At 46.5% G+C, this 23,297-nt stretch carries 16 protein-coding genes; all 16 read left to right on the top strand.

Annotation, left to right across the window (positions count from 1 at the left end; translation table 11 throughout):
- Positions 1-79: 79 nt before the first annotated feature.
- Positions 80-865: an enoyl-CoA hydratase/isomerase family protein gene (locus L0U89_RS06645; protein ID WP_234860813.1), complete on the top strand. Its 786-nt coding sequence runs from the start codon at positions 80-82 to the stop codon at positions 863-865.
- A 24-nt stretch (positions 866-889) separates the two neighbouring features.
- The gene (locus L0U89_RS06640; protein ID WP_234860812.1) at positions 890-2,413 is read left to right on the top strand and encodes a lipopolysaccharide biosynthesis protein; all 1,524 of its coding nucleotides are present in this window, start codon (positions 890-892) and stop codon (positions 2,411-2,413) included.
- On the top strand, positions 2,410-2,844 hold the full coding sequence (dut, locus tag L0U89_RS06635; protein WP_234860811.1) for a dUTP diphosphatase: 435 nt from the start codon (positions 2,410-2,412) through the stop codon (positions 2,842-2,844). Before L0U89_RS06640 ends, dut begins: the two co-directional genes overlap by 4 nt.
- Positions 2,845-2,969: 125 nt before the next feature.
- Positions 2,970-4,697 carry a tetratricopeptide repeat protein gene (locus L0U89_RS06630; RefSeq protein ID WP_439651539.1) on the top strand — a complete coding sequence of 576 codons (1,728 nt, stop codon included), beginning with the start codon at positions 2,970-2,972 and terminating at the stop codon, positions 4,695-4,697.
- A complete protein-coding gene (lolB1, locus tag L0U89_RS06625) occupies positions 4,690-5,424 on the top strand; it encodes a lipoprotein insertase outer membrane protein LolB1 (protein WP_008625481.1) in 735 nt (244 codons plus the stop codon). The genes L0U89_RS06630 and lolB1 overlap by 8 nt, the downstream gene beginning before the upstream one ends.
- Before the next feature lies 1 nt (position 5,425).
- Complete coding sequence (locus L0U89_RS06620; RefSeq protein WP_234860808.1) at positions 5,426-6,670, top strand: murein hydrolase activator EnvC family protein; 1,245 nt, start codon at positions 5,426-5,428, stop codon at positions 6,668-6,670.
- A 111-nt stretch (positions 6,671-6,781) separates the two neighbouring features.
- A complete protein-coding gene (tatA, locus tag L0U89_RS06615) occupies positions 6,782-6,985 on the top strand; it encodes a twin-arginine translocase TatA/TatE family subunit (protein ID WP_008625483.1) in 204 nt (67 codons plus the stop codon).
- 22 nt (positions 6,986-7,007) lie between these two features.
- Positions 7,008-8,438 (top strand): Asp-tRNA(Asn)/Glu-tRNA(Gln) amidotransferase subunit GatA, encoded by a 1,431-nt coding sequence (gene gatA, locus L0U89_RS06610; protein WP_234860807.1) that lies wholly within the window; start codon positions 7,008-7,010, stop codon positions 8,436-8,438.
- Positions 8,439-8,454: 16 nt separating this feature from the next.
- Positions 8,455-9,885 (top strand): lytic transglycosylase domain-containing protein, encoded by a 1,431-nt coding sequence (locus L0U89_RS06605; protein ID WP_234860806.1) that lies wholly within the window; start codon positions 8,455-8,457, stop codon positions 9,883-9,885.
- 67 nt (positions 9,886-9,952) lie between these two features.
- Entirely contained in the window at positions 9,953-11,062 is a 1,110-nt protein-coding gene (locus L0U89_RS06600) for a DUF4837 family protein (RefSeq protein WP_234860805.1), read from the top strand.
- 26 nt (positions 11,063-11,088) lie between these two features.
- The gene (locus tag L0U89_RS06595) at positions 11,089-13,359 is read left to right on the top strand and encodes an NADP-dependent malic enzyme (RefSeq protein WP_234860804.1); all 2,271 of its coding nucleotides are present in this window, start codon (positions 11,089-11,091) and stop codon (positions 13,357-13,359) included.
- Complete coding sequence (gene ruvA / locus L0U89_RS06590) at positions 13,356-13,955, top strand: Holliday junction branch migration protein RuvA (RefSeq protein ID WP_008625487.1); 600 nt, start codon at positions 13,356-13,358, stop codon at positions 13,953-13,955. The genes L0U89_RS06595 and ruvA overlap by 4 nt, the downstream gene beginning before the upstream one ends.
- Positions 13,956-14,313: 358 nt before the next feature.
- The gene (sov, locus tag L0U89_RS06585) at positions 14,314-21,153 is read left to right on the top strand and encodes a T9SS outer membrane translocon Sov/SprA (RefSeq protein ID WP_234860803.1); all 6,840 of its coding nucleotides are present in this window, start codon (positions 14,314-14,316) and stop codon (positions 21,151-21,153) included.
- A gap of 55 nt (positions 21,154-21,208) precedes the next feature.
- A complete protein-coding gene (gene gcvH, locus L0U89_RS06580) occupies positions 21,209-21,586 on the top strand; it encodes a glycine cleavage system protein GcvH (RefSeq protein ID WP_234860802.1) in 378 nt (125 codons plus the stop codon).
- Between the two features lie 226 nt (positions 21,587-21,812).
- Positions 21,813-22,487 carry an energy transducer TonB gene (locus L0U89_RS06575; RefSeq protein ID WP_040479306.1) on the top strand — a complete coding sequence of 225 codons (675 nt, stop codon included), beginning with the start codon at positions 21,813-21,815 and terminating at the stop codon, positions 22,485-22,487.
- Between the two features lie 120 nt (positions 22,488-22,607).
- Positions 22,608-23,276: an energy transducer TonB gene (locus L0U89_RS06570; RefSeq protein WP_234860801.1), complete on the top strand. Its 669-nt coding sequence runs from the start codon at positions 22,608-22,610 to the stop codon at positions 23,274-23,276.
- The last annotated feature ends 21 nt before the right edge of the window (positions 23,277-23,297 follow it).

Here is a 23,297-nt window from a genome sequence, read left to right as displayed (position 1 = left end):
TTATTGTATTTTTCTAAGAAATACTTTGTGATTGCTTGCTGTCCCATGTATATTTGGAGCCCATCATTCACCTGAGCCCATGGCTGATAGCAAAAACATCCTTTCGGAAGTCAAGCAAGGGATTCTTTACCTTACGATCAACAGAGAATCCAAACTGAATGCACTCAATTTCGCAACCCTAACAGAACTTCGGGAAATCTTTGACGAAGTCTCCGACAACAGAGAGATCAAGGCGGTGATCATCACAGGCTCGGGAGATAAGGCATTTATCGCCGGCGCGGATATCTCTGAAATTGCCGAACTCAACGAGCTGAACGCCAGGAAATTCGCGGAAAACGGACAGGAGATATTCTCGATGATCGAAAACTGCCACAAGCCCGTCATCGCCGTCGTGAATGGCTTTGCACTTGGAGGCGGTTGCGAGTTGGCGATGGCATGCCACATGCGGATTGCGGTGGCACAGGCGAAGTTTGGACAGCCGGAAGTGAATCTTGGCATCATCCCAGGGTATGGCGGCACGCAGCGATTGACGTATCTGATCGGTCGTGGAAAAGCCAACGAACTGATGATGACCGGGGATATGATCGGCGCAGATGAAGCCAGGTCGCTTGGTCTTGTCAACCATGTATTGCCGACAAAAGAAGATGCCATGGCAAAAGCCGAGGAAATCATCCGCAAGATCATGAGCAAAGCACCACTTGCGATAGGCATGGTCATCGATTGCGTCAATGCAGTATTTGTGTCCGACGAGGACGGCTACCAAACAGAGGCCAACAGCTTTGCCCGCTGTGTCAAATCGGGAGACTACAAAGAGGGGACTTCGGCGTTCCTTGAAAAAAGAAAACCGGTATTCAAAGGGGAATAAGGCCCCTTTTTTCATTTTTTGCCCATGAGCCAACTCAAAAAACTCGCAAGCCAAACCGCTGTCTACGGTATCAGCAGCATCCTTGGCAAAACGATCAATTTTCTGCTCCTACCCATCTATACAGCCTATTTGGACAAGGCGGCCTTGGGTTCCTTCACCGCGATATACGCCTTTATCGCGTTCTTGAATATAGTCTTTACCTATGGGATGGAAACCACTTATTTTAGGTATGCCACCGGAAAAGGACTGGACCCAGAAAAAGTCTATTCCCAAATCCAATCCCTTCTGATCACAAGTTCACTCAGCCTAGGTGCCCTGCTCTACTTTTCTGCGGAGCCGATTGCGGATTGGTTAGGATATGCCGGCCGAGAGCATCTTTTTCGCTGGACTGCATGGATTCTGGCGATTGATGCGGTGATGGCAATTCCCTACGCCAAGCTGCGAAAAGAAAATAAGGCCTTTCAGTTTGCCTTTACCAAACTTGGAAACATTCTTTTGAATGTCGGATTCAATGTCTTCTTCATCGTATTCTGCTTTCACGTCTGGAATGGAGATATACTTTCGGATCTGAAGCCTCTGCTGGATGGAATCTACCGCCCTGATTGGGGCGTAGACTATATCCTGCTGGCAAACCTGCTGGCGAACGCTGCTATGGTTCCGATCGTTTTCAAATTGGCGGGCAAATTCCGCTTCCAAATAGACCGCGAGTTCCTTGCGCCGATGTGGCATTATTCCATTCCCTTGTTGTTTATGGGCTTGGCGGGCGTGACCAATGAGGTGTTTTCCAGGGGATTATTCGAGTATGTGCTCCCGAAAAACTTCTACGAGGGGCTCAGTTCCCGCGAAGCAGGAGGTGTCTTCGGCGCAAACTTTCGGCTGGCGATCCTGATGAATCTCGTGATCCAAGCCTTCAAATACGCTGCCGAGCCATTCTTCTTCAACCAGTCCGCAGACAAAAACAGCCCCGAATTGTTTGCAAAAGTCATGCATGCATTTGTCATTTTTTGCACGATCCTGATGGTTGCGATATCGGTCAATCTTGATTGGATTGGCCCGCTGTTTCTAAGATCCCCAGGCTACTTAGAGGGACTTTTCATCGTGCCGGCTTTGCTTTTGGGTTACTTGTTTTTGGGAATTTATTTCAATTTGAGTATTTGGTTCAAGCTGACGGACAAGACAAAATATAGCTTCTACCTCACGCTCCTTGGCGCTATCGTGACGGTCTTTGTAATCTTCTTCTTGGTGCCGATTTGGGGCTACTTGGGGGCGGCACTGAGTACCTTGTTTTGCTATGCAATAATGTCCGTGGTTTGCTACATGTTGGGTCAGAAATATTTTCCTATTCCCTATCAAACCAAGAAGGATATTGCGTTGATCCTTTTGTCCTTTCTGTTGAGTTATTTTGGTTTTTATTTGGATTTGGAAATCGGAATGGTACAATTTATTGTCCGAAACAGCCTTGTCATTGTTTTCGTTCTTGTAGTTTTGTGGCTGGAAAAGGACAGCATCAAGCAGCTCGAATTTTATCTGAAATCCAGAAAAAAATGATTCTGAAAGTTATCAACCAATCCAAGCATCCACTACCCGAATACCAAACACCCCTTTCGGCGGGTTTAGATCTTCGGGCTAATATCAGCGAACCGGTTGCCATTAAGCCCTTGGAAAGGAAATTGGTCGGAACGGGCCTTTTCATAGAGCTCCCGGCGGGCTATGAGGCCCAGATTAGGCCCCGAAGTGGATTAGCATTCAAGCATGGGCTTACCGTTTTGAATACCCCTGGGACTATCGATGCCGATTATAGGGGGGAAATCAAAGTATTGCTCGTGAACCTTTCTTCCGAAGAATTCGTCGTCCAAGATGGCGAGCGTATTGCCCAAATGGTCGTGGCCAAGCATGAGCAAATTCATTGGGAAACTACAGAGGTGCTATCCGACACCGAACGGGGTGCTGGCGGCTATGGAAGTACCGGCAAAGCTTAAGTTTAAAAAACATAAGGGAATATATTCCAAGCCTGAATGTTCGTTGATGGCTTACCCTTGCAACCAAATCACCGGCAAATCGGGGTACCGATCAGTGCCAAATTCGTCTTCAATAACTTATTTCTGTGAGATTAATCCTTAAATCAGCCCTTTTAATTCTCTTCTTATTGACAAGCTTGGATGCATTTCCCCAGGAAAAACAATCCAAAAAGAATCGAAAGCGCCAACAAGATGAGGCTATGGCTTCTCGACTATTCATAGACGGTCAGCGTTTTTTGATGCTGGAAGATTATGACAGGGCTTATTTTTATTTTCAGAAAGCACGGGAGAAAAGTCCCGACGAAGCTGCGATCAATTTTAAAATAGCAGAGATCCTGCTCCGCGCCAACCGTGTCGACCAAGCACTTGAGTTTGGAATGAAGGCAGTGGAAATTGACCCCGACAACAAGTACTACAACTTGGTAATGGCGGAGGTCTATTCCAAGCAAAACCAACCGATGAAAGCGGCCGAGATTTTGGAGAATCTGATGTCCAACACTGATGAAAACCAAAACTACATATTGGATTTGGCGCAGTTGTATTTGGCGGCGGGTGAGTTTGACAAGGCTTTGAGCGCACTTGACCGTGCAGAGGAATATTATGGAACGGTAGCGCCACTTACACTCCAAAAACAACGGATTTATCTCAGAAAAAACAACCTTGCAGCGGCCATCGCCGAAGGACAAAAACTGGTCGATGCCTATCCAGGCAACTCCGAGTATGTCCTCAATCTCGTTGAAATCCTGTTCAACAACGGCAGAACTGACGAAGCAATTGCTTTGGTGGAAAACTCGCTGGCTTCATACCCCAACCAACCAGAGCTTCAAATGGCAGCCTACGCCCTTTACAAGGAAAAAGGAAACGTAGACCGAGCTGAATCACTTATCAAAGAGGCCTTTTCGAGTCCGGATTTGGACCCGAAAGTAAAGGCACAGGCCTTCGCGGATATACTCCAAGAAACCAAAAGCGCTAGACGGGACGCTCTCCTCGAAACACTCGAAACCTCCATGTTGGAACACCATCCCAACGACGCGGGCGTGTTGACGGCCGTGGGCGACAAAAGGCTTTTTGAGGGGAAAAAAGAACAAGCGCTCGAGCTTTATCAGAAGTCCGTCCGCCTGGATCCTCCCAATCCACAGGTGATGCAAGGAGTCATCACTACGATGTTTGAGTTGGGCAAGGATTTTTCGGAGATTGAGACTTTCACTTCCACAGCCGTGGATGAATTTCCTGATAGAGCCGAATTTTGGTTCTTTGATGGGACCGCAAAACTTGCCCAGAAAAAAGGCCCAGAATCCGTAGCTTCTCTTGAGAAAGCGTTGGAAGTCAATGCAAACAAAAACCAACAAATCACGCTATTGGTCAACGGGCAAATCGGGGATGCTTACCATTTGGTTGGAAGAAAAGAAGACGCCTTCAAATCCTACGACGCGGTCCTCCAGGTAAACCCAACGGATGAACACGTCCTGAATAATTACGCTTATTACCTTTCGTTAGCAAAGGAAAACCTTGAGAAAGCAAAAACGATGTCGGAAGGTTTGGTGAAAAGATTTCCAAAAAACTCAACCTATCTCGATACACATGCATGGGTATTGTTCCAACTGAAAGATTACTCCAATGCGAAAGTGTACATGGAGCGCGCTCTGGAAAATGAAGAAAAGCCAAGCGGTGTGATGTGGGAGCATTACGGTGACATTCTATACCATTTGGGCCAAAGAAACGAGGCAGTTACCTATTGGAAAAAAGCCGAAGGAGGAGATGACGTATCCGAGCAGTTAAGTCAAAAAATCAAGGATAGAAAGTATTATGATTAGGAATACACCTTTTTTCATACTGGTTTTTGTTTTCATAGTTGGTTGCGCCAAGCAACCCAACCTGTATACTTCCGATGAAATTATGGAAGAATTCCATCCTGCCTATTTCGAATTCAAATATTTACAGGCGAAAGGAAGGATAGTCTTGGAAGAGCCCAGCGGAAAGATTACAAAAGGAACCATCACGCTAAGGGCAAAAAAGGACAGTGCGCTTTGGTTCAGCATCACGCCCGGGCTTGGATTGGAAGCGATCCGTGGATTGGTTACCGCCGAAAAGGTCCAAATCCGTGACCGGATGAATGGGGATGATGTGAATATGAGTTTCTCGGAAATCAAAGACCTGCATGGACTCAGCCTTACACTCCCGCTGATACAAAACATGGTCTATGCCAACATTCCTGAGGAGTTTTCCTACCGGGATAGACTTATCAGGATTGGGAAGTACTTTGAACTCACCCAAGTCAGGGAGGGAGTCAGGTACCATTCACGGGTAAGTACCAATATCGCCAAGGTATCAGAACTCAGCACCAACAGCTTGGACGACCGGGGCAACCTGGAGTTTAGCTATCCGGTTTTTGAGGATGTCGATGGACAGCCTTTCCCCAACAAAATGCTGATGAAACTTGCCATCAAAAATAAAGACGGTGAACAAAATACGATCATTCATATTGATTTCAGCAAAATAGAGACTTCTTCCACGCCGATTTCCTTCCCGTTCCATTATTGAAATGAGATCAAGATTGTTCGTCATATTTTTGATTACGGCGCTGAGTTTTGGACTTGGAGGGGAAGTCTTTTCCCAAACACAGAAAACCAGGGCACAGCTTGAAAAGGAAAAAAATGAGGTCCAAAAACGGCTGTCGGAATTTGACCAAATTTTGAAAAAAACCGCTGAAACGAAGAAAGTGTCCATCGGACAGCTGAATGCGGTCAATAAACAGCTGCAGAGTCGCGTTTCATTTATTCGGACACTCAGCAGAGAAGTTACCCTGATCAACAAGGAAATCAAGGAAATTGAAACCAATATTACCCAGCTTGAAAATGACCTCCAGACACTCAAAAAGGAATACAGCGGGATGGTTTACACAGCTTCCAAGCTGAATGCAAACCTTTCGATCACCGCCTTTATCTTCAGTTCAGCCACGTTCAAGCAGTTTTACATGCGGCTCAAATATTTGAAACAATATTCTGACGCACGCAAAAAGCAGGTAGAACTGATCAACAGCACCAGTATGGAGTTGGCTGAACAAAAGAAAATGCTCGAGGACAAAAAGAACCAAAAACAAGAAGTTCTCACCCAAGAACAGGAGCAGAAGGAGAAACTCGACAAATCCAAACAGGAACAGCAGAAGATCGTCAACCAGCTTTCCAAGCAAGAATCGGAAATCCGCAAAAAAATTGCCGCCGCGAAAAAACAGCAGGAAAACCTCAATGCCATGATCAAGCGGATCATCGAGGAGGAAATCCGCAAAGCTGAAGCTGACGCCAAAAAAGCCAATTCCAATGCCAGTCGTGCATCAGGAAGCAGTATTCCGCTCACACCCGAAGCGGCCGCGCTTTCCAGTTCATTTGCAGGAAACAAGGGTAAACTCCCATGGCCGGTCGAAAGTGGATTTATCAGCAAGCGATTTGGTACGCACCCGCATCCGACCGTAAAGGGGGTTGTCGAAGACAATGACGGAGTCGACATCCAAACCACTCCAAACGCGAATGTCAGGGCCGTGTTCGATGGTGAGGTCACCAAGATCGGAACCTTGCCCGGATATGGAGGCACGATCTTGGTAAAACACGGGGAGTATTACACACTCTACAGCAAACTAAAGGTGATTTCCGTGAAGACAGGCGACAAAGTAAAGGCAAAACAAGTCCTTGGCCAAGTGTATACCAACAAGGATGGAATCGCGGAAGTACACTTTGAAACTTGGAAAGGATTGCAGCCTTTGGACCCATCATTCTGGCTAGCAGGACGCTAAAACAAATAATTCGTATCTTTATAAAAAAAGGGCGCAGCAGGCCATCTTTCCTTTGTGTTAGATGCTGACAGTTTTATCTTTGTAACAGTATACCATTTAAACAATACCATCATGACAACATTGGGTTTCTTGCAAAACATGGGCGGAGGATCGATCCTTCTGATCATCGTCGTGATTCTTCTGCTTTTCGGAGCCAAAAGAATCCCTGAACTGGCCAGAGGATTGGGCAGAGGCATCAGAGAATTCAAAGATGCTACCAAAGAGATTCAGGATGACCTCGAGGAAGGCCTGAAGGACAAAAAGAAGAAAGTTTGAGTACCAATTAGGTTCAATAATTTTGGAAAAATACCTTTCATTTGACGACATAAAAAAGTCGCTGGAAAATGGGGAAACCGATTGTAAAGCGATAGTCAATTATTACCTCCAAAACATTCAGACGAAGGCGCACCTCAACGCCTTCGTTGAAGTTTATAGGGATTCCGCTTTGGAGCAAGCTGCCAAAGTAGACGAGAAAATCACCTCTGGCAAGGCCGGCAAACTCGCAGGAATGGTCGTCGGTATCAAAGATGTATTGGTCTACAAAGACCATGAGTTCAACGCATCCAGCAACATCCTCAAAGGTTTCAAATCCCAATTCACCGCAACCGCCATCCAAAGACTTATCGACGAAGACGCGATCATCATCGGGCGCTTGAATTGTGACGAATTTGGGATGGGTAGTTCCAATGAAAACACTTGTCACGGAAGGGTTCTAAACGCCGCCGACGAGTCCCGTGTGCCGGGTGGCTCCTCGGGAGGATCTGCGGTCGCCGTTCAGGCGAATATGTGCACCGTATCTCTTGGTACGGACACCGGAGGTTCGGTAAGGCAACCAGCTGCGTTTACGGGGTTGGTTGGAACTAAACCTACCTATTCCCGCGTATCGAGGTGGGGATTGATCGCATACGCGTCGTCATTTGACACGATTGGCATTTTTTCGCGAAATGTTCGGGATAGTGCACTCGTGATGGAAGTCATGGCAGGCCCCGACAATTTTGACAGCACCGCCTCCAAAAAACCCGTGCCCCATTATTCCGAACTCCTGCATTTTGGGAAAAGGGCAAAAGTGGCTTACCTAACAGAAACCATCGAATCGGCGGCACTCCAACCTGAAATAAAAGCCAACACCCTGGCGGTTATTGACAAGCTGAAACAAGAGGGACACCAGGTGGAAGAAGTGCATTTTCCTTTGTTGAAATATGTATTGCCAACCTACTACATTTTAACAACTGCGGAAGCAAGTTCGAACCTCTCTAGGTACGATGGAGTCAAGTACGGATACAGGAGCCCCAATTCCCATAATCTGGAAAGCATGTACAAAAAGACACGCACGGAAGGATTCGGCGAAGAAGTAAAAAGGCGGATTATGTTGGGGACTTTTGTGCTCAGTGCGAGCTACCACGATGCCTATTTTACCAAAGCTCAGAGGGTCAGAAGATTAATTAAAGAATTTACTGAGGAATTATTGAATAAATTTGATTACATTTTGATGCCAACTACGCCCTCCACAGCGTTTAAGTTCGGAGAGCATAGCAATGACCCGGTCGCCATGTATTTGGAAGACCTCTTCACAGTCCAAGCATCAGTGTCAGGAGTGCCCGCCCTTTCACTGCCAAATGGGACTGATAATCAAGGACTTCCAATCGGTATTCAGGTCATGGCCAATTCTTTCAAAGAAGCCGAGCTTTATGCTTTTGGCAACTACCTGATGGAGTTAAACTCGAATTAAACCTAAATTTTAGGCTATGAAAAATCTATCTCACTTCTTAATCACCGCCCTCTTTTTTAGCTTCTTATTTTCAACTTCCGTAAAAGCCCAAGATTTTGACAGGCTTAGCAACGCAAAAATTGAGGAGCAAATGATCGTGCCGAATTATCAATTCGAGTACATCCCTGACTTCACTTACCAGGAAGTGGCGGCAAAAATTAAGGCAATGGAAACCGACATGCCTTTTGAACTCAATGAAAAAATCTTTGCGTTCATCAATTATTTCACCGTGCGGAATCGGGAATACACCAAAATGGTGCTCCAAAGACAGAATCTCTATTTTCCGCTCTTTGAAGAGACCCTCACAGATCACGAGATGCCCGAAGACATCAAGTTTCTCGCGATCATCGAATCGGGCCTCAATCCAAAAGCCAAATCAAGGGTCGGCGCCATGGGTTTGTGGCAGTTTATGCCTGCAACAGGAAGGATGTACAGCATGAACCTAAATCGGGACGTTGATGACCGAATGGATCCGGAACTGGCTACAGAAGGGGCTGCCCGTTATCTCAAATCGCTCTACAGGATGTTTGGTGATTGGGAATTGGCCCTGGCGGCATACAATTGCGGACCGGGCAATGTCCGTAAGGCGATCAAACGATCCGGAGGTAAAAAGACTTTTTGGGGTGTCTATGACTATTTGCCAAAAGAAACGCGAAGCTATGTCCCCCAATTCCAAGCCATGATGTACGTGCTGCGACATACCGAAGACCATAACCTTTTCTTGGAACAGCCAACCTACCCTATTGCTTTTGAAAAAATAAAATTCAACCAAGAACTTGATCTGGAACAATTGGCCACAGTTGCAGGCGTATGCGTAGAAGATCTCGAATTCTTGAACCCGTCCATACAAAACAGGCTCGTACCTGCCACAAATCTGCATATGGCGATTCGTGTGCCAAAGGAAAAAGCGGAACTGATTGCTGCAAATAAAGAGCAATATGCAGAGGCTGTCAAATTGACCAGTGAACGTTCAGATGCATTGAGAGCAAGTAATTCAACTGCAACGCCTATTAAGTCCGTTGCCGTCGCATCAAGTACTACGAATAGCAGTGCGGGACAGCAGCAAAAGGTGATTTACACTGTGAAATCAGGGGATGTATTAGGGACTATCGCCGCTCGAAATGGTACCACTGTCACTAAGTTAAAGACTTGGAATAACCTGAGAAGCAACAATATCCGGGTGGGACAAAAACTTGTTATTTATAAAAACCAAGCGAATTTCGAAAATACCCTGGCGCAGAATTCAGGCAATGCTGGTCCAGCACCCGAATCCTATACCGTACAACCAGGGGATACTTTGTGGCTAATCTCCAAGAAACTAAATGGGGTTACCGTTGACCAACTAAAGAAATTGAACAATCTCCAGTCTGATCAAATCAAACCAGGGCAGAAACTAAAAATAAGTTAACTATTTTGTTAGGAAAAATTTTTTCTACCTGTCCAGAATTCCTAACTTGTGGGGAAATAAGTTAACCATGAAAAATAGTAGCATTATTTCCCCTCTTTGGTCTCTCGTTTTGGCCATTGTTCTGTTGTATGGATGTGACGCAAAAGGAGGCTTTGGCACTTCATCCAACAAGCCAAAATCAAGGGGTGCGATCGGCGAAATTGTTGTCGCGGTCGATTCTATCAAATGGCAGGGTCCCGTAGGACAGGCGGTTAGGGATGTTTTCGAAGGTAGTATTCCGGGCCTGATTCGGGATGAGAATTTCTATGACCTGAGAAAGGTAGATCCGCGCGCCATGAACAAAGTCCTCAAAATGTCCACTAATATCATCTATGTCACCACGTTCGACGATAAAAAGGGCGGTAGTCAGGTAATCAATGCAATGTTTACCAAGGAATCAAAGGAAAAAGCCGCAGCGGACCCCAGCCTTTTCATGTTGAGAAATTCAGACGAATTTGCGCTAGACCAAGAGGTGATGTACCTTTTTGGAAACAACGAGGCCGAGCTTATTCAAAATTTAAAAGAAAACAAAAGACAGCTCCAAAACCTCTTCCAGGTTCGGGAGAGAAACAGGATGCAAAAGGTGATTCTGGCAAGAAAAAGCTCTGAAGCCAATATGGCAGGAAAACAGCTAGGCCTGCAGCTTAGCGTACCAGCCTCCTACCAAATCGCAAAATCCGCTGATAATTTTTTATGGCTCAGACAGCCTACCATTAGTACCGCTCGGCCCGATATTAGCCTGTTCTTTTACAGTACCGATTATACTTCTGAACTTCAGACCTTTCCGGATTCCATCATTGCGCTAAGGGAGCGAATCACGAGACAACACATTTACGGTAATCCTGACAACAGGAATTCTTTTTTGATTACCGAGCGACTTGATCCTTCGCCGGTGTTCACGAATTTCAGGATTAATGATAATTTCGCCGTCGAAATCAGGGGTGGGTGGAAAACCAACAACCTAAGTATGGGTGGCTCATTCCTCGCCTATATCATGGTAGATGCCGAAAAAGGAAAGTTGTACTACATGGAAGGATTTGTATACTATCCAAATGAAGCCCACCGGGAATCCATCCGTGAGATAGAGACCATATTACTCGCCACCCAGCTTGTCGCCCCTGAGACAAAGGCACAATAATCAGTAAGAAAAAACAAAAACCCAATATGGCTATCAAAATCAGAAGACAAGACGCCCTGAACTACCATACCCAAGGCAGTCCTGGAAAGATCGAAGTTGTACCCACCAAACCTTTGTCAAGCCAACTTGATTTGGCTTTGGCCTATTCCCCGGGTGTAGCCGAGCCCTGCAAGGAAATCGAAGCTGACAAAGAGAATGTCTACAAATACACTTCCAAGGGAAACCTAGTGGCCGTAATCTCAAACGGAACGGCTGTTTTGGGCTTGGGAAATATCGGCCCGGAGGCTTCCAAGCCGGTGATGGAAGGAAAAGGAGTATTATTCAAGAAGTTCGCAGGTATTGATGTGTTCGATATAGAAATCGCTGAAGATGACCCGAAGAAACTCATCCATATCATCAAATCACTCGAGCCTACTTTTGGCGGGGTGAATCTCGAGGACATCAAAGCCCCCGAATGCTTCGAAATCGAACAGACGCTCAAACGGGAAATGAAAATCCCCATCATGCATGACGACCAGCACGGCACGGCGATAATTTCTGGCGCGGCTTTGATCAATGCATTGGAGGTTGTCGGAAAGAATATCGGCGATATCAAGCTCTTGGTCAATGGTGCGGGCGCATCTGCTGTTTCCTGTACGAGGTTCTATATCAGCCTCGGTGTGAACCCAAAAAATATCGTCATGTGCGACCGGGAAGGTGTCATCAGGAAAGACCGTGAAAAACTGGATCCCATCAAGGAAGAATTTGCAACAGACCAAGACCTCCATACACTGACTGAGGCATTTGTGGGAGCAGATGTGTTTTTGGGCTTGTCCTCGGGAAATATTGTGACGCCAGAGCAAATTCTCAGTATGGCTGAAAATCCGATCGTTTTCGCCTTGGCAAATCCGGATCCAGAAATCGCCTATGACCTTGCAATGTCAACCAGAGAGGACCTGATCATGGCAACAGGACGATCTGACTATCCCAACCAAGTCAACAACGTTTTGGGATTTCCCTACATATTTCGCGGCGCCCTGGATGTACGTGCGACCAGCATCAATGAAGAAATGAAAATGGCCGCCGCGAAAGCGATTGCGGCATTGGCAAAAGAAACCGTTCCAGACATTGTCAACCGGGCCTACGGTGACAATAAGATCACCTTCGGCAAAACCTATTTGATCCCAAAGCCATTGGATCCAAGATTGATCACCACGATCGCGCCAGCTGTCGCAAAGGCTGCTATGGAATCGGGAGTTGCCAAAACTGTAATCACTGATTGGGAAGCATACAACCTTGAACTTCAGCAGCGAATTGGAATCGACCAACGGCTAATGCTCCGTGTCGTAAGCCGCGCCAAAAAAGATCCGAAACGGGTGGTTTTTGCTGAAGCGGACAATTCCAAAATCCTAAAAGCAGCCCAATTGCTTTGGGGCGAAAAAGTCGCCGTCCCCATTTTGCTAGGAAACAAGGAGAAAATCGACCAATTGATAGAAGAACATAACCTTGATCTATCTGGAGTGACGATCATTGACCCCTATGAAGACGAGGCCAAACTCGAACACTTTGGGAATATCCTATATGAAAAAAGAAAACGTAAGGGCCTGACCCAAAGTGAATGTATCCGACTCATGAAGGACCGAAACTACTATGGTGCGATGATGGTAGAATTGGGGCAAGCAGATGCGTTGATTTCGGGTTTGACCAAGGATTATCCAAAAACGATCCTCCCAGCCCTCCACGTCATCGGAGTCCGTCCAGATGTCAACCGTGTGGCCGGTATGTACATCATGAATACCGCAAAAGGTCCTTTCTTCTTTTCGGACACCACTGTCAATGTAAATCCAACAGCAGAGGAATTGGTGGAAATCGTCGGCCTAACCGCAGACGGCGTAAGATTCTTTGATATCGAACCAAAAGTTGCTATGCTCTCCTACTCCAACTTTGGATCGGCCAAAGGCGAAATCGCTTCCAAAACCGCCAAAGCCACTGCTTTGGCAAAGCAGCGATTCCCCAACATGGTCATCGAAGGTGAAATGCAGGCCAACGTGGCCGTCAACGAGGAGCTGCAAAAGGAAACTTACCCATTCAGCTCGCTGATTGGAAACAAGGCAAACACTTTAATTTTCCCTGACCTGAGCTCCGGCAACATCGCTTACAAACTCTTGTCCGAACTGGGAAATGCGGAAGCCATTGGGCCGGTCCTCTTGGGAATGAATAAACCTGTGCATATATTACAACTTGGCAGCTCGATCCGCGAAATCATCAACATGGTGGCTATAGCTGTAGTAGACGCGCAAACCAAGAATAGGACATGATCGCTTACCTCAAAGGAAAACTAGCCCATAAAGACCCAACATTCGTCATTATCGATATAGCGGGAGTTGGGTATCAAGTCAAGATTTCCCTTCAGACATATTCACAAATCAAAGATGAGGAGCTAATCATGCTCCTCACTTATTTACATATCAAGGAGGATGCGCATACCTTGTATGGATTCAAGGAAGAAAATGAAAAAAAACTATTCCTCCACCTGATTTCCATCTCCGGTGTGGGACCCAATACGGCGCTGCTGATCCTTTCGTCGCTGAGTTCGGCTGAATTGGAAACAGCCATCCTTCACGAAGACGCCCGGCTTATCCAGAATGTAAAGGGTGTGGGTGCAAAAACCGCCCAAAGAATCATCCTGGAATTGAAAGACAAAATCAAAAAAGAATCCTTCGGTGAGGTCGGGGCGCAGATTCCTGCCTTTGCTTCGCCTAACAATAAAATCAAAGAGGAGGCGTTACAAGCCTTGCTGACATTGGGTTTCCAAAGGCCTGTGGCCGAAAAAAACATAGCCACAGTGCTGAAAAAAACCGGTCCGGATATTTCCTTGGAAGAATTAATTAAAGCATCTTTAAAGAACCCTTAATCATTACAAACCAATTTTACTTTTGTACCTGCATTTTTCCAGAAAAAATGACATGAGATGCTTTTGGAATACTCTTGGTATTCTGGTATGCCTCCTTTTTGCTTTTTCATCTCCAAAATTACAGGCTCAACAAACTGGCAGAGACTCCGTAAGGGCGGCGTTAGATACTGTCAAGGTAGCATCAGACACCACCAAGGTTTCTCCCATTGACTCCCTGAATAAGCGTAGGGCTCTCCCTTCCTTCTTGCTTTGGGGTGACCTCAATACCAATCCGCTATATCCACGGCAAAACCCCTACATTCCGAGTTACTCTCCCTTCTACAGTCCAACCCCACTACAGTCAAACATCCGAGTGGAAATGGACTCGGTACTTAAATATCGGGTGCAGGAACAAATGGACTCCACGGAAATCGATCCGGGGATGTTGTATGATTTCGATGATTTCTCCAAAATCCAAGAATACCGTATTAGGCAAGAATATTGGCGCAATCGATCTCGGGGCCTCGACGGAGAAAGCCCCGTCAGTAGCCGCTCGCTCATACCGCCAATCACGACAAGCCCGAGTTTGGACCGAATCTTTGGAGGGAATGAAATCAACATCACCCCGACTGGTTTTGTAAACCTTGACCTTGGTGCGATCTTCCGCAGGATCGATAATCCCTCGATCCCGATTCGTCAACAGCAAAATGGCAACTTCAACTTCAACCAGCAAATCCAAATGTCCGTCAATGGTACTTTGGGTCAAAAACTGAAGATTGGGGCCAACTTTGACTCCAACAATTCCTTTGATTTTCAAAACCAATTGAAGGCAGAATACACCGGATTCAAAGAAGACATCATCAAGTCGATCGAGCTTGGAAACGTCAGCATGCCTGTACAAAACAGCCTGATCCAAGGTGCCCAAAACTTGTTTGGTGTAAAAACCCAACTGCAATTCGGGAAGCTTTTTGTCACTGCGGTGGCTTCTACGCAACGAGGCCGCAGGGATGAATTGGTCATTGAGGCTGGAGGTCAAGGAAGGCAGTTTGAGGTACAAGGCTCGGCCTACGACGAAAACAGGCACTTTTTCCTTTCACATTTCTTTAGGGACAATTACGAACGCTGGCTTAGGGGTTTGCCTCAAATCCTCTCTGGCGTGAATATCACACGTGTGGAAGTTTACATCATGAACCGCGCCCAGAATACCGAGACACTCCGTAACCTCGTGGCTTTTATGGACTTGGGAGAGGGAAATCGGATTTATCGTCCAGAAAATCCAAACATCGGGTCAGGAACGCCAGGAGCTCCGGCCGGCAATGACGCCAACCTTTTGTTCAAAAATCTAATCGCAAACCCCGCATTCAGACCATTTGATACAGGATCTAGCGCTATAGAGGCCAATCTGGGGCTATCCAAAGGGATCGATTATGAACAAGTAAATGGAGCGCGAAGACTCGCTCCAACAGAATACACATTCAATCGCGAACTCGGATATCTCTCTTTGTCAAGAAGGCTGCAAAACGACGAGGTCTTGGCTGTATCGTTCGAATACACCTACAACGGACAGGTTTATAAGGTTGGTGAACTTTCCGAAGACTACCAAAACAACCCGCTGAGCGATATGATCTTTCTCAAGATGCTCAGGCCAGCCCGTATCAACATCCGTATCCCAACATGGGACCTGATGATGAAAAACGTCTACAACCTCAACGCCAGCCAAATCCAGCGGGACGGCTTCCAGTTGCAGGTGATCTATCGGGATGACCGAACGGGATTGGATAATCCTGCTCTCTTGGAAGGTGAAAACGTGGCGAACAGGCCGTTGATTCGTTTGACGGGTTTGGACAACCTCAACCCACAAAATGACCCGGCACCTGATGGCAACTTCGATTATATCCCGGGAATCACAATTTTCCCCGAGCGCGGGTTATTGGTATTTCCCGTGCTGGAGCCTTTTGGAAAGACACTGAGAGATTTGTTTCTTCCCAACGAAGTCAACCTCGCAAATAAATACGTTTTTGATACCCTTTACCGGACTACACTTGCAGATGCCGAATTGGTGACGCGTTATGATAAGTTTTTTATCAAAGGACGCTTGACCGCGGGGTCAGCCTCCGAGATTATGCTTCCTGGCTTGAACGTTTCTCCCGGATCGGTAATCGTGATGGCAGGAAATATCCCACTGACAGAAGGGGTGGATTTTACGGTTGATTACAACTTTGGTCGAGTAAATATCATCAACGAAGGGATCCTCCAATCTGGCAAAAGGATTTCCATCAGTTTTGAAAAAGCAGACCTTGTTTCCTTTCAGACACGAAGTATGTTGGGAACAAGGCTCGACTACATCCTCAACGACAAATTCAACGTGGGCGGTACCTTCCTTTACCTCAACGAAAGGCCCAATATCACCCGTATCGCGGTTGGAAATGAGACATTGCGCAACAGTATGTGGGGCTTGGATGCAAATTTCAATGACGAGTCCCGGTTCTTGACCAAACTTGCTGACGCCTTGCCGTTTACAAGTACCAAGGAAAAATCCCTCGTCCAAGTCAGCGGTGAATTTGCCCAACTGCTTCCGGGCACATCGGTTCGGGTAACGGGAGACCCCACGGTTTACCTCGACGACTTTGAAACGGCCATCACACCCTACTATTTGGGCGGAGCTGCAGCCCAGAGTTGGTACCTCGGTGCTACCCCAAAAACCGACAACAATCGATTTGACCTGAGCGGACTTACGGGAGACAATCTTGGAAATGCCTATCGTCGCGCGAGGATTGCTTGGTACAATATAGACAACGTGTTCTACCGTGACGGAGGCACTGGCGTTCCCACCAATATCACCCAGCAGGACCGACTTAACCACTACGTTAGAAGGGTATTGCCACAGGAAATTTTCCAACGCCGTGAGCGGGATGTCATCGTGGTCCCAGAACCACTATTTGAACTTGCCTATTTCCCAAGCGAGCGGGGAATGTACAACTACAACACCAACCTGACCACCAGCGGTCTATTGCCCGATCCTCGCGTAAATTTCGGTGCTGTAACGAGACCGATCACGACCGAGGTGGACTTTGACCGGACAAATATCGAATACATGGAGTTTTGGCTTTTGGATCCATTTATCCAAGGGGAGAATGGCCGTGTGTTGGACGGTATTTTCAACCAAAACAATACAACTGGTGGTAAGCTATTTTTCAACCTCGGAGAGATTTCCGAGGATGTAATCAAGGATGGACGCCATGGGTTTGAAAATGGCCTTCCTGCCAATGGAGATCCCGCTGAGACAAATACCACCGAATGGGGGCGTATCACGCGGCAGCAGTTCTTGATTCCCGCTTTCGATAATTCTCCGGAATCGCGCGTAAACCAAGATGTGGGGATGGACGGCCTTCGCAACGACAATGAAGCCGAATTCTTCCAGCAGCGTTTTATAGATCGGCTTAATGTGAGTCCACCGGCATTGCAAAACATTATTGCAGACCCCTCTGCCGATAACTTCCAATACTACCTCGATGAGAACTTTGACAACAACGACGTCAAAATCCTAGAACGCTACAAGAAGTTCAACGGCATGGACGGCAATACGCCGATCACTAACAATACCAACCTAAACTTCACCCCTGCAAGTACCAACCTGCCCGACAACGAGGACCTCAACAATGACAATACCCTGAATGAACTGGAGGCCTACTACGAATATGAGATTGACCTGAGACCGGGTCAGATGGAAGTCGGGAAAAACTACATCGTCGACAAAGTCACGACGAGCCAAAGCGGTGACCAAGTGGATTGGTACCTCTTCAGGATTCCGGTCAGGACTCCAAATAGGGTTCAGGGTGAAATAAATGGATTTAAGTCAATCCGGTTTATGCGTGCCTACCTGACTGATTTTGAGCAGCCGGTTGTATTACGGATGGCTCACTTCAGGTTGGTATCGAGCCAATGGCGTATCTTCCAAGAATCACTTTTCGGACGTGGACTTTTTGAAATTCCAGAACCGGACAACTCCAACTTCAGCGTCGATGTCGTCAATATCGAGGAAAACGGCCAGGGAAGTGCTACCCAAAGTCCCTATGTACTCCCTCCAGGCATCGTCAGGGACCGCGACAACTTGGCTTCTATCGAGCGCCAACTCAACGAACAGTCCATCCGTCTCTGCGTAGAGGACTTGCAAGCACTTGATGCAAGAGGTGTTTTCAAAAATGCCAATTCACTAGATCTTGTACAGTATGAACGCATCAGAATGTTCCTACATGCCGATAGCGAAGATGCGCAGGACGGAGAATTGACAGCATTCCTAAGACTTGGCACTGACTACACAGACAACTATTACGAGATTGAAGTACCCCTGAAAATCACCCCGAAAGGCACGCGGGATCCGCTTCAGATTTGGCCACAGGAAAATGAAATCGATATCGCCATCCAAGAGATCGTAGGGGTAAAAGTTGAGCGGGATATGCAACGTGTGCCCCTGAATCTTGCTTTTTCACAAAATATCAGACAGTTCAAAGTAACAGTAGTGGGTCGTCCCGAATTGAACCTCGTGCAGGCAATGTTGATTGGCGTGAGGAATCCCGCTGTCGCAAATGCCGCCGCCAAATCGATCTGCATTTGGGCAAACGAATTGCGGGTCACAGGCTTCAAGGAGTCGACCGGATGGGCTGCCAATGCCAGATTCAATGCACAGATCGCGGACGTCGCGACCGTATCCACTTCGGTCAGGCACAATTCTTTTGGATTTGGTGGACTGGAAACAAGGCTTTCCCAAAGGACACTTTCGTCGGCGACGCAATATGATGTCTCCGCCAATGTCAATGTCCACAAGATTCTTCCCGAGGGCTTGAATATGACAATTCCGATGTACATCAGCTTCGAAAATGCGACTATCAACCCCCAATACGATCCGCTGAATCCCGATGTACTTTTCTCTGAAACCTTGCGGAAATTCGCCAACGAAAATGATCGGGATTTCTATCGCAGCCAAGTGGTCGATCAAATGCGGCGCAGGAACATCGGCTTCACCAACGTAAGGAAAAACAAGAACCCCAATAATGACAAGAACAAGGTCTACGACCTAAGTAACTTCTCGTTTTCCTATGCACATGGCACGGTCCGGCAGAGCAATATCAATACGGAAAGCTATCGGTTCGATACTTATCTTGGTAACATCGCCTACGTGTACCAACCGAAGCCTATGGTATTAGAACCATTTAAGAACGTTTCTTGGCTCGGAGGGGAAAAATTCAAACTGATCAACGACATCAATTTCAATTTTGTGCCCACCAGCTTCTCTGCAAGGGTCGATGTGGACAGGCGATTTATTAGGACCCAATACCGCAACGACCAACTGACGACGGATGGTGTGGACCCTTTCTTCCAAAAAAGCTTCTTTATCAATCGGACCTATAACCTCAACTGGGATTTGACCAAAAACCTCCGTGTGGACTATGCGGCAAGAGTGATGGCGGTGGTAGACGAACCGGAAGGAGACATCGATACTGAATCCAAGCGGGATTCCCTCCGCAATAACATCAGAAGTTTTGGCCGTACCACCAACTACAGCCATAACGCCAACCTCAACTATAAGATCCCGCTCGACAAAGTCGCTGCCTTGGATTGGATTGGGGTGGATTATCGGTATTCGGCAACCTACGGTTGGCTAACTGGAGCGATTGGGCAACGGGATACTTTGGGTAACGTCATCCAAAATACACGCGACCAATCCTTCGTCGGTAAACTTGATTTCGTCAAGCTCTACAACAAGAATGCAAAATACCGCGCTCTGAATGCTCCGAAAAGACCAACGATTCCCGGCAGGACTTCCGTTTCCGCAGAGGATACCATTGGCACGCCTTTCACAAGGAATATCGTCAAGCTCCTGACCATGATCAAAGATGTGAATTTCCGTTATTCGGTTGTGGAAGGGACTTTTTTGCCAGGCTATATGGCCGAAACGGGGATATTGGGCCTTGACCGGAGCTTCATGAATCCTGGATTTGGCTTCATCTTCGGTAGCCAAGACCCAAGTATCCGATTCGGCTTGGCAAATCAAGGCTTGATGGCACCGAGCAGCGAGCTTACGCAGCTTTTCCGACAGAACTCGACTAGAAACCTTCAAATCAACAGCTTGGTGGAACCCTTTAGGGATTTCAGGATCACATTCGAGGCGAAGAAAAGGGAAACTGGCGACTATACAGAGATATTCAGAAACTCGAGTACCAATCCAGGAGAATTCACGCCATTGAGTCCAAACAGGATGAGTGGATACAGCATCACCTATTCGATGATCCGTACCACGTTGGCAAGGAACGACCAAAACAACAATTCTCCGTTATTCACGGATTTTGAGCAAAATCGAAGCATCATCCAAAGCCGCCTCAACGCGCAAAACCCCGGGGGCGAATATGCGCTCAACGGCCAAGACGTTTTGACACTGTCGTTTTTGTCGGCCTATGGCGGAAGGGACCCAAATACCATTTCACTCAATCCTTTTCCAAAGATCCCGCTTCCTAACTGGCGTTTGGATTATAAGGGCCTCAGCCAAATCCCAGCCCTGAAGGAATATTTCTCCAGTATCAACATCACCCACGGCTATACCTCCACCTATGATGTGAGCAATTTCTCAAATTCCTTGCTTTATCAGACTGGGTTGGAGTTGTACAACCGGATTCAAAATCTTCCCCAGGCCAACCTTGTGAATGAATTTGGTCAATTCATTCCGGTTTTTGTGCTCAATCAGGTCGTGCTGTCAGAGCGGTTTGCCCCATTGGTAAGAGTAGACATGTTGACCAAAGACAGGCTCAACATTGTCATGGAATACAATTCTGAGCGAAACATCGGTCTCAATTTCTCTAACGCACAAGTCACGGAACAAACGAGCAGGGATTTCGGATTTGACCTTGGTTATACCAAAGCTGGCGTGAAAATCCCTTTCAAAATCCAAGGGAGGCAGGAAATACTCGAAAATGACCTTCAAATCAGGATCAATACCCGCGTGGTGGATACACGGCAAATACAACGGAAGATTGAAGGGGAAAGCACGGTGACCAACGGTAACCTCAATATCTCAATCAGGCCGACGATTGGCTACATCATCAGCAAAAGCCTAAACATTACCTTCTATTTTGACCGCATAATCAACGACCCAAGGGTCACTACAGCCTTCAGACGGAGTTCGACTGCCTTTGGTGGACAGCTTAGATTTAATTTAGCACAATAGGTTTTTACATTTGGTTAATCCTTGTATTTTTGACCACCTTAATTAAAAATCAACTATGAATTTCCCAAAAGAACTCAAATACACCAAAGACCATGAATGGGTAAGAATCGAAGGCAACATCGCCACTATCGGAATCACTGAATTTGCACAAAGGGAATTGGGTGATATAGTATATGTGGAAGTCGAAACAGTCGGCGAAACTATCGAGGCAGGGGAAGTATTTGGCACGGTAGAGGCTGTTAAGACCGTATCGGACTTGTTTATGCCACTGACAGGTGAAATCACCGAGTTCAACGACGAGTTGGAATCCTCTCCCGAATTGGTAAATGAATCCCCCTACGAGAAAGGTTGGATGATCAAGGTTAAAGTCGCCGGTGACCTGCCAGCGGATTTGCTCGATGCAGAGTCGTACGGGGAATTAGTGGGGGCCTGATTTGACTTCAAAGATCGCGATCAAAAAAGTCAAGAAATAATGGTTTGTTAGTTTGGATTATTCGCTTATAATCAAATTGCGGTTGCCAACGGTACAGTTATTTGGCCAATCTTATTGTTAAATTTCTACAAGAGTGATTCTTTTCTTGTAATAAATAAAATACTTGGTTATAATTGTTATCCTGTATAGAGTCGAAAAGAAAAATTAACCTAATAAACAATCAACCATGGAAGCTAAAAAGACGCCAAGTGCAGATTTGTCCAAGAAATCTGGGATGTTTCTGAACCTCGGTTTAGCCATCAGCGTCGGATTAACCCTTGCTGCTTTCGAATACAAATCATACGATGATGGTAGTCTGAAAGACTTGGGTCAAGTTGCCGATGACTTCGAAGAACTATTGGATATTCCAATTACCGAACAACCACCACCGCCACCACCACCAATTGAACAACCTGTAATCCAAGAAATTCCGGATGAAGTCGAGCTCGAGGAAAAAATCGAAGTAAATTTTGACGTGGACGTGAAGGAAGAGACTGTGATCAAAGAGGTTATTATCGCCGATGCGCCTGTAGTTGAAAAAGCGGACGAAATCTTTGACGTGGTTGAAAACTCTCCCGAATTCCCAGGTGGAATGGAAGCTTGGAACGAGTACTTGAGGAAAAACCTCAAATATCCAACCCAAGCGAGAAGGATGGGTGTAGAAGGAACCGTTTACGTGGTATTCGTTGTGAACACTGACGGTTCTATCCAAGACGTTGAACTCCTTAGAGGTATCGGAGGAGGTTGCGATGAGGAAGCACTCAGGGTTGTGTCCGGAGCACCGAAATGGACTCCTGGTAAACAAAGAGGTAGACCTGTAAGGGTTCGTATGAGATTGCCAATCCGATTCAAACTCGGTTAACCTTATAAAGGGGAGATTTTTTCTCCCCTTTCTTTTTGTTAAAATATTCTAATTTTTTCGTCTACTGGTTGTTTTGTTAGTTTAATTTACCTAATTTTTTCTATCAAAATAAATACAGCCATGGAAACCAAAAAAAATCCCGGACTTGATCTGGAAAAAAGGCGCGGCTTTTTTTTCAATTTCAGCTTGATGCTCAGCGTAGCAATGGTACTCCTTGCATTCGAATGGAAGCAAGCCAGAGGTAGCGAAAACCATCTAACAATAGTTGACATTCCTGGTTGGGACGAAATCCCCATTGACATCCCGATCACTATCCAAGATCCACCTCCACCTAAGATCATTGCTCCCATCATCACGCCCATTGAAGACGATGTTTTGGTGGACAAGTTGCCAGAGGTAATTTTCCAGCCCGAGGTAGAAGACCTTCCAGAACCAACTATCCTAGAGGGTCCGCCAGTTATCGAAATTGCTGAAGAAGTGGTCGATTTTTCGGATGTGATGCCCGAACCGGTTGGTGGAATGAGCGAATGGAACGATTACCTATCCAAAAATCTGAAGTACCCCTCTACGGCAAGAAGAATGGGCATTGAGGGAACGGTATATGTATCCTTCGTGGTCGAAAAATCCGGTGAGATATCCAATGTACAATTGCTCCGGGGAATCGGTGGCGGCTGTGACGAGGAAGCAATCCGGGTGATAGAAGATGCGCCGATCTGGAAGCCGGGCTACCAACGCGGCCGACCCGTCAAGGTGCGGATGCGTGTGCCGATAAGGTTTAAGTTGCAATAATTTGTCTTATAAAAGAAATTT

Origin of the sequence: Mariniradius sediminis (genome assembly GCF_021491425.1) — a bacterium.
Lineage (GTDB): Bacteria > Bacteroidota > Bacteroidia > Cytophagales > Cyclobacteriaceae > Mariniradius > Mariniradius saccharolyticus.
This window is presented reverse-complemented; position numbering and strand designations above follow the sequence as displayed.